The organism is Streptomyces sp. AC1-42W, assembly GCF_003248355.1.
Classification (GTDB): domain Bacteria; phylum Actinomycetota; class Actinomycetes; order Streptomycetales; family Streptomycetaceae; genus Streptomyces.
Genome location: NZ_QKWY01000001.1, coordinates 2436806 through 2447843 on the forward strand (window position 1 = coordinate 2436806; position 11038 = coordinate 2447843).

An 11038-nucleotide genomic window follows, 5' to 3' on the forward strand; every position below is an offset into this window, starting at 1 on the left:
CCCGAAGACGTCACCGGTTCAACTGATGTTGGGGAACGGGCGGAACGGTGAGCCCGTCAACAACACACCCCCGCTGCACCAGGAGTACGTGATGGCCTTCACGCGCAGGGAATTCACCACACAGTCCGCCCTCACCGGCGCCGGCATCGCCCTCACCGGAACCGTCGCCGCGCTGGCCACCGCGCCCGGCGCCCTCGCCGCCGGGGGACCCAAGCACGGAAACGGCCACGGCCACGGTCACGACGGACACGGACACGGCCACGGGGGCCACGGCCACGGACACGGCCACGGACACGGCCACCACCGCGAACCCGGCTACGGACCGCTGCGCCCCGACCCCAAGGGCATACTCGCGCTGCCCGCCGGGTTCTCGTACCGGATCATCACGCACTGCGGCGTCACCAAGCTGGAGACCGGCGAGTACACGCCCTCCAACCACGACGGCACGGCCGCCTTCGAGGGCCCGCGCGGAGTGACGCTGCTGGTCAACAATCACGAGCTGAGCGGCACGCGGGCCGGCTGGGAGCACCCGGTGCCCCTCACCGAGGGCCTCGTCTACGACCCGGTCGCGGCCGGCGGCTGCACCGTCGTCGAGACCCGCCGCGACGGCCGCACCGCCGAGTGGGTCGGCATCGCCGGCACCTCCACCAACTGCGCGGGCGGCTCCACCCCGTGGGGCACCTGGCTCACCTGCGAGGAGACCGAGGACAAGGCCGGCAAGAAGGGCCTGCTCAAGGACCACGGCTACGTCTTCGAGGTGGACCCGTACGACAAGCGCGCCAACCGCTCGCCGCGCCCGATCAAGGCGTTCGGCCGGTACGCGCACGAGGCGGTCGTCATCGACCCCAAGCAGGGCCACGCCTACCTGACCGAGGACGCCTCCGGCCCCAACGGCCTGCTCTACCGCTGGGTTCCGCCGCACGGCTTCCGGCACGGCCGCGGCAAGCTGCGCACCCTCGCCGACGACGCCGGGGTCCTCCAGGCATTCAAGTGCTTCGACCGGCACGGCAAGTTCGTCGACGACCTCTCGCGCGCCACCAAGACCGGCACGGTCTACGGCGTGGACTGGGTGGACGTCCCGGACCGCGACGCCCGGTCGGTCTCGGTGCGCAAGCAGTTCGCGGACGGTGCCGTCACCCGCGCCCGCAAGCTGGAGGGCATGTGGTGGGCGGACGGCGGCGCGTACGTCGTCTCCTCCTTCGCCCGCGGTGAGAGCCCCGAGCAGCACGACGGCCAGGTCTGGTTCTACGACCCGAAGCGCCGCACGCTGACCCTGAAGGTGCTTCTCGGCGTCAACCCCGACCCGTCGAAGGACGGCGCGTTCGACGGCCCGGACAACATCACCGTCTCGCCGTACGGCGGCCTGGTCATCGCCGAGGACGGCGACGGCGTCCAGCACCTCTTCGGGGCGACCGAGAGCGGCCGCACCTACCCGATCGCGCGCAACGACCTGAACATCGGCAGCGAGGAGGAGCCGGAGTTCAGCGAGTTCACCGGGGTCACCTTCTCGCCGGACGGCCGGACGCTGTTCGCCAACATCCAGACGCCGGGAATCATGGTGGCGATCACCGGTCCGTGGAAGCGCCAGCCCAAGCGTTGACGGCAGGGCATGGCGCCGGGAGCCCGCGAGGCGCATACTCGAAGCAATGAAACAGTCAGCCGGCTCCCGGCGCCACCTGCCGTCCAGTCCCTTCAACCGCCCGGCCCAGGCGGCCCCACCGGTCGAGTCATTCGCCCTGGGCGACCGGGTATCGCACGACCAGTTCGGCCTCGGCCGCGTCCTCGCCGTCGAAGGCGACAACGACGCGGTGATCATCGACTTCGCGGGCCGTCAGGGGAGAATCCTGAGCCCGTACTCGAAGCTGACGAAGCTCTGAGGCGCTCGTCCGGGCCGCCCGCCTCCACACGGGCGGCCCTTCGGTATGCCCGCTAGAGGGCCTGGGCGGCGGGCTTGACCATGCCGCGCACGGTCCGCGACTTCACGAAGTCACCCATGGCGGTCATCTCCCACTCGCCCGAGAACTGCTTGATCAGCTTGGCCATCATCACGCCGGTCTGCGGCTCGGCCCCGGTCAGGTCGAAGCGGACCAGCTCCTCGTCGGTGGCCGCGTCCACCAGCCGGCAGTACGCCTTGGCCACCTCGGTGAACTTCTGCCCGGTGAACGAGTTGACCGTGAAGACCAGGCCCGTCGCCTCCGCGGGGATCTGGCCCAGATCGACGACGATCACCTCGTCGTCGCCCTCGCCCTCGCCGGTGAGGTTGTCCCCGGAGTGCTTGATCGCGCCGTTGAGGATCGACAGCTTGCCGAAGTAGCAGCTGTCCAGATGGTTGCGCTGCGGGCCGTACGCGATGACCGACGCGTCCAGGTCGATGTCCTTGCCCCGGTAGGCGGGCTCCCAGCCCAGCCCCATCTTGACCCGCGAGAGCAGCGGCCGGCCGGCCTTGACCAGCGACACGGTCTCGTTCTTCCGCAGGCTGACCCGGCCCTTGTCCAGATTGATCCGGCCCGGAGCGGGCGGCGCCGCAGGCGCGGGGGGAGCGGCCGGGGGCGCGGCCGGCGGGGGCGGGGCGAGGCGCGGGTCCATTGGCGCGGCGACGGGAGCCGGGGGCGTGGGGGCGGTGACCGGAGCCGGGGCGGCCGGGGCCTCGTCGACCGTCACACCGAAGTCCGTGGCGATGCCCGCCAGCCCGTTCGCATAGCCCTGGCCGACCGCGCGGACCTTCCACGCCCCGGCGCGCCGGTAGACCTCCATGACCACGAGGGCGGTCTCGGCGCCCAGCCGGGGCGGGGTGAAGGAGGCCAGCACGCTGCCGTCGTCCGCGTTGCGCACGGTGGCGGTCGGCTCGACGCCCTGGAACGTCTGACCGGCGCCGTCCGGGCTCGCCGTGACGACGATCTTCTCGATGCCGGCCGGAACGGCGGCGGTGTCCACCACGACGGCGTCCGGCGCGCTGCCGTTGCCGGAGCGGTAGGTGACGCCGGGGCCCGAGGGCTGGTTGTAGAAGATGAAGTCGTCGTCGGAGCGCACCTTGCCCCCGGCGGTGAGCAGCAGGCCCGACACGTCGAGCCGCACGGGCGCGGCGACGTCCACCGACACGCGGACGGCGGTGAGCGGAAGATTCGAGCCAGGTGTCATAGCGGTCATGTCCGGGAGAACGAACGACCCGGCTTTGCCGTTCCCTTACCTTTCGGCGGGTTCGCCCGGACGGCGCAAGCCATGGTGCGGCGCGCTCCGGCTCAGTGCGGCCAGAGCGGCGGGTGGGTGCAGAAGTGGCCGCCGAGGTGGGCGTGGTCCGGGTTGCCGGGGTCCAGCTCGCCCTGTTCCGCGAGGAGCTTCGCGGCGTACGGCTCCGAGTCGTCCCGCGGTTCGTAGCCCAGGGCGCGGGCGGAGGACAGGTCCCACCAGAGGCGGGTGTTGTCCGACGAGCCGTTGACGACGGTGTGGCCCACGTTCTCGGCGGTGAGCGCGGCGTCGAACAGCCGGGCGCCGTCCGCCGGGCTCATCCACACCGACAGCATCCGCACGGAGGTGGGCTCGGGGAAGCAGGAGCCGATGCGCACGGACACCGTCTCCATGCCGTGCCGGTCCCAGTACAGCTGGGCGAGGTCCTCGCCGAACGACTTGGAGAGGCCGTAGAAGGTGTCCGGGCGGTGCGGGGTGTCCACCGGGATCAGCGGGTCGCCCGCCAGCGGGCGCGGGGTGAATCCCACCGCGTGGTTGGAGGAGGCGAACACGATCCGCCGGACGCCGGCCTCGCGCGCGGCCTCGTAGAGGTTGTACGTGCCCTGGATGTTCGCCCGGAGGATCTTGTCGAAGGAGGCTTCCAGCGAGATGCCCGCGAGGTGGATGATCGCATCGACCCCCGCCACGGCCCGGCGCAGTGCCTCCGGGTCGCCGAGGTCGGCGGTGATCGCGTCCGGTTCGCCCTCGATCGGCACCAGGTCGAACAGGCGCAGCGTGTAGCCGTGGGCGGGCAGCAGCTCGCGCATCAGGGTGCCGAGTCCGCCGGCGGCGCCGGTGAGCAGGACGGTGCGGGGCGTTGCGGCGGGCATGCGGGGTCTCCTCTTGGATCAGGTTCACATGCGTGGACAAGGTATGTGGGGGGTCCGGAGGCGTCAAGGGGGGTCGGGTTTCGGCTGTCCGGGAGCGGACGAAGTCGCCTTGACCGGGCGGCACGGCGGGCCTAGCTTGGGCATCGTTCATAGATATGGACGCTAATCATAAATGCGCACGCATCAGGAGGGGCCCGTGAGCCCAGACCCGCTTGCCGCCCGACTCACCGCCGTCGCCGGGCCGCTCGACACCTTCTGCCGGCCGCTCGTCGAACCGCGGGCCGAGGGGCACGGATGAGGACCTCCGCCTTCCTCTACCCCTGGGACGTGATCGGCGACCCCGGCGCGCCCGCCCGCATCGCGGACCTCGGCGTCCGGCAGGTCACGCTCGCCTCCGCCTACCACTCGACCCGCGCGCTCACCCCGCGCCACCCCGCCCGCCGCGTCGTCACCGCCGAGCACGCCGCCGTGCTGTACCCGCCGGACGAGCGGCGCTGGGCGGGGCGGACCCTGCGCCCCTACCGGCAGACCTGGATCGCCTCGGACGACCCCTTCGCCGAGGCGGCCGACGCGCTGGCCGGGGCCGGGCTCGACGTGCACAGCTGGGTGGTCCTGGCGCACAACTCCCGGCTGGGCGCCGAACACCCCGGCACCTCGGTGGTCAACGCCTACGGCGACCGCTACCCGTGGGCGCCCTGCGTCGCCCGGCCCGAGGTGCGCTCCTATCTGGTGGACCTGGCGGCCGAGGCCGCAGTGCGCGACGGGGCCGCCGGCACCGAACTGGAGTCCTGCGGCTGGTACGGCTTCGCCCACCCGCACGCCCACGACAAGGTGGCCGGCGTCGGGCTCGGGGACGCGGCGCAGTATCTGATGTCGCTCTGCTTCTGCACCGTCTGCCGGGCCGGTTACGCCGCCCGGGGGCTGGACCCCGGGGAGCTGGGCGCGGCCGTGCGCCGCGCCCTGGAACCGGTCTGGGCCGGGTCCGGGGCGGCGGCGGCCGGCTGGGACGCGGTCGGCGCGCTCCTCGGCGCCGACCGCGCGGAGGCCACGCTGCGATGGCGCACCGGGGTCGCGGGGGAGCTCCAGGAGGCGGTGACCGGCGCGGTGCGGGCCGCCGCCGCGCCGGGGTTCCGGGTGCTGCTGCACGCCGACCCCGCCCCGTACCGCTGCGGGGCGAACCCGGGCGTCGACCCCGGCCGCGTCCTGGCGGCGGCGGACGGCGTGGTGCTGCCCTGCACCGGTACGGACGCGGCGCGGGAGGCCGTGCTCGGGCCGTTCGCGGGCGCCCCCGCGGACGCCGTGCTGGCCGCCAACCTCACCGTGGTCCGGGGGATGGGCGGCAGCCCGGACACGCTGGAGCGGGACGCCGCGCACGCCGCGTCGCTCGGCGCGAACCAACTGCGCCTGTACCACGCGGGCCTGGCCTCCGACCCGGACCTGGCGGCGGTCACCGCGGCGCTGTCCCGCCTCGGCTGAACCGGGCCGGTCCGGCGGGCGCCGCGGGTTCCCGCCGGACCGGCCCCGGACACATGCCCCGTACCGGACAACTCCCGTGCGGCGGAGCGGAATCCGTGTACGACACATGTCCGGGTTCCGCGAAGTTCTTTTGTCAGAGGCGTTGACGAAACATTCGCCGCGCCTCTAGCTTCATCGCGTCGTACTCCGTACGTCATATATGAGACGCGATACGCGAGATGTGAGAGCCCGGCACCCATGACCTTTGCGCCCACCCCGATTCCGTCCCGCACCCAGTACGTGCTGGAGGCGGTCAAGCACGCGATCCTCACGGCACAACTGAGGCCGGGGCAGGCGCTCGTGGAGACCGAGCTCGCCGCACAGTTCGGGGTCTCCAAGACCCCGGTCCGCGAGGCGCTCAAAACCCTGGCCGGCACCGGCCTCGTCGTCATGAGCCAGTACAAGGGCGCCACCGTGCGGCTCGTGGACGCGGCCATGGCCCGCGAGGTGTACGACGTACGACTCCTGCTCGAACCGGAGGCGCTGCGCCGTTCCATCACCCGCAAGGCGTCGCTCGACGCGGCGCAGGAGGCCCTGGAGCGGGCGGACTCGGCGGGCGACAAGGCCGACCGCTCGCTCGCCAACCGGGACTTCCACCGCGCGCTCTACCTGCCCTGCGGCAACCCGCTGCTGGCGCGGATGCTCGACGAGGTCCGCGACCAGGCGGCCCTGGTCTCCACCGTCGCCTGGTCGACCGTCCCGTCCTGGGAGCGGGAGGCGGCCGAGCACCGGGAGATCCTGCGGCTCGCGCTCGCCGACGACGCGGACGCGGCGGCCGGGGCACTGCACGACCACATCGCGTCGTTCGTCCGCCGCGCCTTCCCCGACGACGAAGACGGGGGCGACGCGGCGTGAACCCGCACACAGACGAAAGGCCTGTCCGCATGGACCTCACACCGCTGAAGGCGGCCCTCGCAGACGTCGTGGCGATCCCGGTGACCCCGTTCGCCGGGGACGGGACGATCGACACCACGGCGCACCGCGCCCTGCTGCGGAGACTGCTCGACGGCGGCGTACGCATCGTCACCCCCAACGGCAACACCGGGGAGTTCTACGCGCTCACCCCCGAGGAGCGGCGCACGGTCACCGAGCTGACCATCGAGGAGGCCGGCGGCCGCGCCACCGTCCTGGTCGGGGTCGGGCACGACGTGCCGACCGCCGTCGCCGCCGCCGAGCACGCCCGTGACGCCGGCGCCGAGATGGTGATGGTCCACCAGCCCGTCCACCCCTACGTCTCGCAGGACGGCTGGATCGACTACCACCGGGCCATCGCCGAGGCCGTCCCCGGACTCGGGGTCGTCCCCTACATCCGCAACCCGAACCTCCAGGGCGCCGGTCTCGCCGCCCTCGCGGACAGCTGCCCCAACGTCATCGGCGTCAAGTACTCCGTCCCGGACGCCGCCCGCTTCGCCGCCTTCGCCCGCGACGCCGGGCTGGAGCGCTTCGTCTGGGTCGCCGGACTCGCCGAGTTGTACGCCCCCTCCTACTTCTCCGCCGGCGCCACCGGCTTCACCTCCGGGCTGGTCAACGTAGCGCCCGGCGTCTCGCTCGCCATGCTGGAGGCGCTGCGGGCCGGTGATCACCCGGCCGCCATGAAGGTCTGGGAGCAGATCCGCCGCTTCGAGGAACTGCGCGCCGACCGCCAGTCCGCCAACAACGTCACCGTCGTCAAGGAGGCGCTGGCCGCCCTCGGGCTGTGCGACCGGGCGGTGCGCCCGCCCAGCCGGGTGCTCCCCGAGGAGCGGCGCGCCGAGGTCGCCGACCAGATCGCCGGGTGGTCCATATGACCGGCCGCATCGCCCCCGAGGAGCTGCGCAGCCACCAGTGGTACGGCACCGACGGACTGCGCTCCTTCAGCCACCGCGCCCGCACCCGCCAGCTCGGCTACCTCCCCGAGGAGCACCTGGGCAAGCCGGTCGTCGCGATCCTCAACACCTGGTCGGACATCAACCCCTGCCACGTACACCTGCGCGACCGGGCGCAGGCCGTCAAGCGCGGGGTCTGGCAGGCGGGCGGCTTCCCGCTGGAGTTCCCTGTCTCCACCCTCTCGGAGACCTTCCAGAAGCCGACCCCGATGCTCTACCGCAACATGCTGGCCATGGAGACCGAGGAGCTGCTGCGCTCCTACCCGGTGGACGGCGCGGTGCTGCTGGGCGGCTGCGACAAGTCGACGCCCGCGCTGCTGATGGGCGCCGCCTCCGTGGACCTGCCCACCGTCTTCGTACCGGCCGGGCCGATGCTGCCGGGGCACTGGCGCAACGAGGTCCTGGGCTCCGGCACCGACATGTGGAAGTACTGGGACGACAAGCGCGCCGGACTCATCGGCGACTGCGAGATGGGCGAACTGGAGAACGGCCTCGCCCGCTCGCCCGGCCACTGCATGACCATGGGCACCGCCTCCACCCTCACCGCCGCCGCCGAGGCGCTCGGCGTCACCGTCCCCGGCGCCTCCTCCATCCCCGCCGTCGACTCCGGCCACGACCGGATGGCCGCCGCCTCCGGACTGCGCATCGTCGAACTGGTGTGGCAGCAGCGGAAGCTGTCCCAGATCCTCACCGCCGAGGCGTACGAGGACGCCGTCGCCACCGTCCTCGCGCTCGGCGGCTCCACCAACGCCGTCATCCACCTCATCGCCATGGCCGGCCGCTCCGGGATCAGGCTCACCCTGGACGACTTCGACCGCATCGCCCGCACCGTGCCGGTCCTGGCCGACCTGCGCCCCGGCGGCAGGTACCTGATGGAGGACTTCCACTTCGCCGGCGGGCTCCCCGGCTTCCTCGCCCGGATCACCGACGTCCTCCACCTGGACCGGCCCACCGTCGCCCACGACACCCTGCGCGAACAGCTCGACGGCGCGCTCGTGCACAACGACGACGTCATACGGGAGCGCTCCAACGCGCTCGCCGACGAGGGCGGCGTGGCCGTACTGCGCGGCAACCTCTGCCCGGACGGCGCCGTCATCAAGCACATCGCCGCCGAACCCCACCTGCTGCGCCACACCGGACCCGCGGTCGTCTTCGACGACTACCGGGAGATGCAGCGCACCATCAACGACCCGGCGCTCGCGCTGACCCCCGACCACGTACTGGTCCTGCGCAACGCCGGACCCAAGGGCGGCCCCGGCATGCCCGAGTACGGCATGCTGCCCCTCCCCGACTACCTGCTGAAGCAGGGCGTACGGGACATGGTCCGGCTCTCCGACGCCCGGATGAGCGGCACCAGCTACGGGGCGTGCGTCCTGCACATCGCGCCCGAGTCCTATGTCGGCGGGCCCCTCGCCCTCGTCCGCACCGGCGACCTCATCACCCTGGACGTCAAGGCGCGGCTGCTCCGCCTGGAGGTGTCCGACGGGGAACTGGCCCGCCGCCGGGCCGAATGGACCCCGCCGCCCGTCCGGTACGAGCGCGGCTACCAGGCGCTCTACCAGGACCAGATCACCCAGGCCGACACCGGCTGCGACTTCGCCTTCCTGGCCCGGCCGGGAGAAGTGCCCGACCCCTACGCCGGCTGACCGGCCCGCCTCCCCCCGAGAATTCCCGCGCCCCACATGTTCGGTATATCGAACGCCATTTGGGAAGCGCTTGCGCACACCCCCGTACAGAGAGATCGGAGACGTGTCATGGCCCAAGCCTCCGCCGCGGCCACACCGCCCAAGGTGCCCCGGCGCCGCTCCGCGAGCCCCCGCCGGCTGCCGTATCTGCTCATCGCCCCCGCGGGGCTGCTGATGCTCGGCTTCATCGCCTACCCGGTGGTCAGCGTCTTCTACTACAGCCTGCAGAACTACAACGTCACCAAACCGTGGCGGAACGGCTTCGCCGGCTTCGACAACTTCGTCCGCATCTTCACCGAGGACGACCAGTTCTGGACGACGCTCGGCTTCAGCGCCAAGTGGGTCTTCGTCCAGGTGGCGCTCCAGCTCACCCTGGGGCTCGCCCTCGCCCTGATCGTCAACCAGACCTTCGTCGGACGCGGCATCTCCCGCGCCATGGTCTTCTCGCCGTGGGCCGTCTCCGGCGTGCTGACCAGCACCATCTGGATTCTGCTCTACAACTCCTCGACCGGCTTCAGCCGCTACCTCGCGGACGCCGGGATCGGCGACTACGGCACCTCGGTCCTCTCCGACACCGGAACCGTCTTCTGGGCCGCCACCGTCTCCGAACTCTGGCGCGGCGTCCCCTTCTTCGCCATCCTCATCCTCGCCGACCTCCAGTCCGTCTCCAAGGAGCTGTACGAGGCGGCCGCCGTGGACGGCGCCGGACGGATGCGGCAGTTCTTCCACATCACCCTGCCCCACCTGCGCGACGCGATCATCCTGTCCACGCTGCTGCGCGGCGTCTGGGAGTTCAACAACGTCGACCTCCTCTACACCCTCACCGGCGGCGGACCGGCCGGCGAGACCACCACCCTGCCGCTCTACGTCGCCAACACAGGCATCGAGGGCCACGACTTCGGCTACGCCTCCGCGCTCACCACCGTCGCCTTCGTGATCCTCCTCTTCTGCTCGATCGTCTATCTGCGCCTGAGCAAGTTCGGAGGCGACCACAAGTGACTGCCGCCCTCGCCGAGAAGAACGGCACCCGCTCCGCACCACCGGCCGCCCCCCCAGGGCCCGCCGCCCGCCGCACCCCGCCGCAAGGCCGGCCGGGAACGCGCCTTCGACGACGTACCGCGCTGGCAGATCTACGTACCGCTCGGCATCTACCTCGTCTTCACGCTCGTCCCCTTCTACTGGATGTTCCTCTTCGCCGTCCGGCCCGCCGGCTCCACCTCGCTGGTGCCCTGGCCGATGACCGGGGAGCACTTCTCCAAGGTCTGGAACGAGCGCAGCTTCGCCGTCTTCTTCCAGAACAGCATGATCGTCGGGGTCTGCACCCTGATCGCCACCACCCTCGTGGCCCTGGCCGGCGGCTACGCGCTCGCCCGGTTCGACTTCAGGATCAAGAACGGCTTCATGCTGGCGCTGCTCTGCTCGCAGTTCATCCCCGGCGCGCTGATGCTCGTCCCGCTCTTCGAGATCTTCAAGAACCTCCAAATGATCAACTCCCTGGGGAGCGTGGTCATCGCCGAGACCGTCTTCCAGCTGCCGCTCTCCATCATCCTGATCAGCGGCTTCATCAAGAACGTGCCCCCCTCGCTGGAGGAGGCCGCCTGGGTGGACGGCTGCTCGCGCTTCCGGGCCTTCTGCGCCGTCGTGCTGCCGCTGCTGCGCCCCGGCCTCATCGCCGTCGGCTCCTTCGCCTTCGTGCACAGCTGGAACCACTTCCTGTTCGCGCTGATGTTCCTCAGCGAGCAGGACAAGCAGACGATCCCGGTCGGCCTGAACACCCTGATCGGCGCGGACAGCGTCGACCTGGGCGCGCTCGCCGCGGGCGGGGTGATCGCCGCGGTGCCCGTGGTGATCGTCTTCGCCTTCATCCAGAAGTGGCTGATCACCGGCTTCAGCGCCGGCGCCGTGAAGGGGTGACCCG

General features: G+C 71.7%; 10 protein-coding genes. 8 read left to right on the forward strand and 2 right to left on the reverse strand.

Annotation, left to right across the window (positions count from 1 at the left end; all coding sequences use genetic code 11):
- The first annotated feature begins 91 nt into the window (after window positions 1-91).
- Both DNK56_RS11185 and DNK56_RS11190 read left to right on the forward strand, forming a co-directional pair.
- Window positions 92-1600, forward strand: coding sequence for an alkaline phosphatase PhoX (locus DNK56_RS11185; RefSeq protein WP_111335690.1), 1509 nt, complete (start codon window positions 92-94; stop codon window positions 1598-1600).
- Between the two features lie 46 nt (window positions 1601-1646).
- Complete coding sequence (locus DNK56_RS11190; RefSeq protein WP_111333103.1) at window positions 1647-1877, forward strand: hypothetical protein; 231 nt, start codon at window positions 1647-1649, stop codon at window positions 1875-1877.
- 52 nt (window positions 1878-1929) lie between these two features.
- On the opposite strand, the gene DNK56_RS11195 is transcribed toward DNK56_RS11190, so the two are convergent.
- On the reverse strand, window positions 1930-3147 hold the full coding sequence (locus DNK56_RS11195; RefSeq protein ID WP_199563789.1) for a TerD family protein: 1218 nt from the start codon (window positions 3145-3147) through the stop codon (window positions 1930-1932).
- 92 nt (window positions 3148-3239) lie between these two features.
- Window positions 3240-4055: an NAD-dependent epimerase/dehydratase family protein gene (locus DNK56_RS11200; RefSeq protein ID WP_111333109.1), complete on the reverse strand. Its 816-nt coding sequence runs from the start codon at window positions 4053-4055 to the stop codon at window positions 3240-3242.
- A gap of 294 nt (window positions 4056-4349) precedes the next feature.
- On the opposite strand from DNK56_RS11200, the gene DNK56_RS11205 reads away from it, so the two are divergent.
- The 6 genes from DNK56_RS11205 to DNK56_RS11230 all read left to right on the forward strand — a co-directional run bounded on the left by DNK56_RS11205 (window position 4350) and on the right by DNK56_RS11230 (window position 11034).
- Window positions 4350-5531, forward strand: a complete 1182-nt coding sequence (locus DNK56_RS11205) for a hypothetical protein (protein WP_111333112.1) — start codon at window positions 4350-4352, stop codon at window positions 5529-5531.
- Window positions 5532-5768: 237 nt separating this feature from the next.
- Window positions 5769-6425, forward strand: coding sequence for a GntR family transcriptional regulator (locus DNK56_RS11210; RefSeq protein WP_111333114.1), 657 nt, complete (start codon window positions 5769-5771; stop codon window positions 6423-6425).
- A gap of 29 nt (window positions 6426-6454) precedes the next feature.
- Window positions 6455-7357 (forward strand): dihydrodipicolinate synthase family protein, encoded by a 903-nt coding sequence (locus DNK56_RS11215; RefSeq protein ID WP_111333117.1) that lies wholly within the window; start codon window positions 6455-6457, stop codon window positions 7355-7357.
- Complete coding sequence (gene araD / locus DNK56_RS11220; protein ID WP_111333119.1) at window positions 7354-9081, forward strand: L-arabinonate dehydratase; 1728 nt, start codon at window positions 7354-7356, stop codon at window positions 9079-9081. Before DNK56_RS11215 ends, araD begins: the two co-directional genes overlap by 4 nt.
- A gap of 108 nt (window positions 9082-9189) precedes the next feature.
- Window positions 9190-10119 (forward strand): carbohydrate ABC transporter permease, encoded by a 930-nt coding sequence (locus DNK56_RS11225; RefSeq protein WP_111333121.1) that lies wholly within the window; start codon window positions 9190-9192, stop codon window positions 10117-10119.
- Window positions 10120-11034: a carbohydrate ABC transporter permease gene (locus DNK56_RS11230; RefSeq protein ID WP_111333123.1), complete on the forward strand. Its 915-nt coding sequence runs from the start codon at window positions 10120-10122 to the stop codon at window positions 11032-11034.
- Window positions 11035-11038: the final 4 nt, after the last annotated feature.

Bases quoted from the DNA above. Each gene is read 5' to 3' on its own strand.
- DNK56_RS11185 (WP_111335690.1), top strand. From the start codon at position 92: ATGGCCTTCACGCGCAGGGAATTCACCACACAGTCCGCCCTCACCGGC.
- DNK56_RS11190 (WP_111333103.1), top strand. From the start codon at position 1,647: ATGAAACAGTCAGCCGGCTCCCGGCGCCACCTGCCGTCCAGTCCCTTC.
- DNK56_RS11195 (WP_199563789.1), bottom strand. From the start codon at position 3,147: ATGACCGCTATGACACCTGGCTCGAATCTTCCGCTCACCGCCGTCCGC.
- DNK56_RS11200 (WP_111333109.1), bottom strand. From the start codon at position 4,055: ATGCCCGCCGCAACGCCCCGCACCGTCCTGCTCACCGGCGCCGCCGGC.
- DNK56_RS11205 (WP_111333112.1), top strand. From the start codon at position 4,350: ATGAGGACCTCCGCCTTCCTCTACCCCTGGGACGTGATCGGCGACCCC.
- DNK56_RS11210 (WP_111333114.1), top strand. From the start codon at position 5,769: ATGACCTTTGCGCCCACCCCGATTCCGTCCCGCACCCAGTACGTGCTG.
- DNK56_RS11215 (WP_111333117.1), top strand. From the start codon at position 6,455: ATGGACCTCACACCGCTGAAGGCGGCCCTCGCAGACGTCGTGGCGATC.
- araD (WP_111333119.1), top strand. From the start codon at position 7,354: ATGACCGGCCGCATCGCCCCCGAGGAGCTGCGCAGCCACCAGTGGTAC.
- DNK56_RS11225 (WP_111333121.1), top strand. From the start codon at position 9,190: ATGGCCCAAGCCTCCGCCGCGGCCACACCGCCCAAGGTGCCCCGGCGC.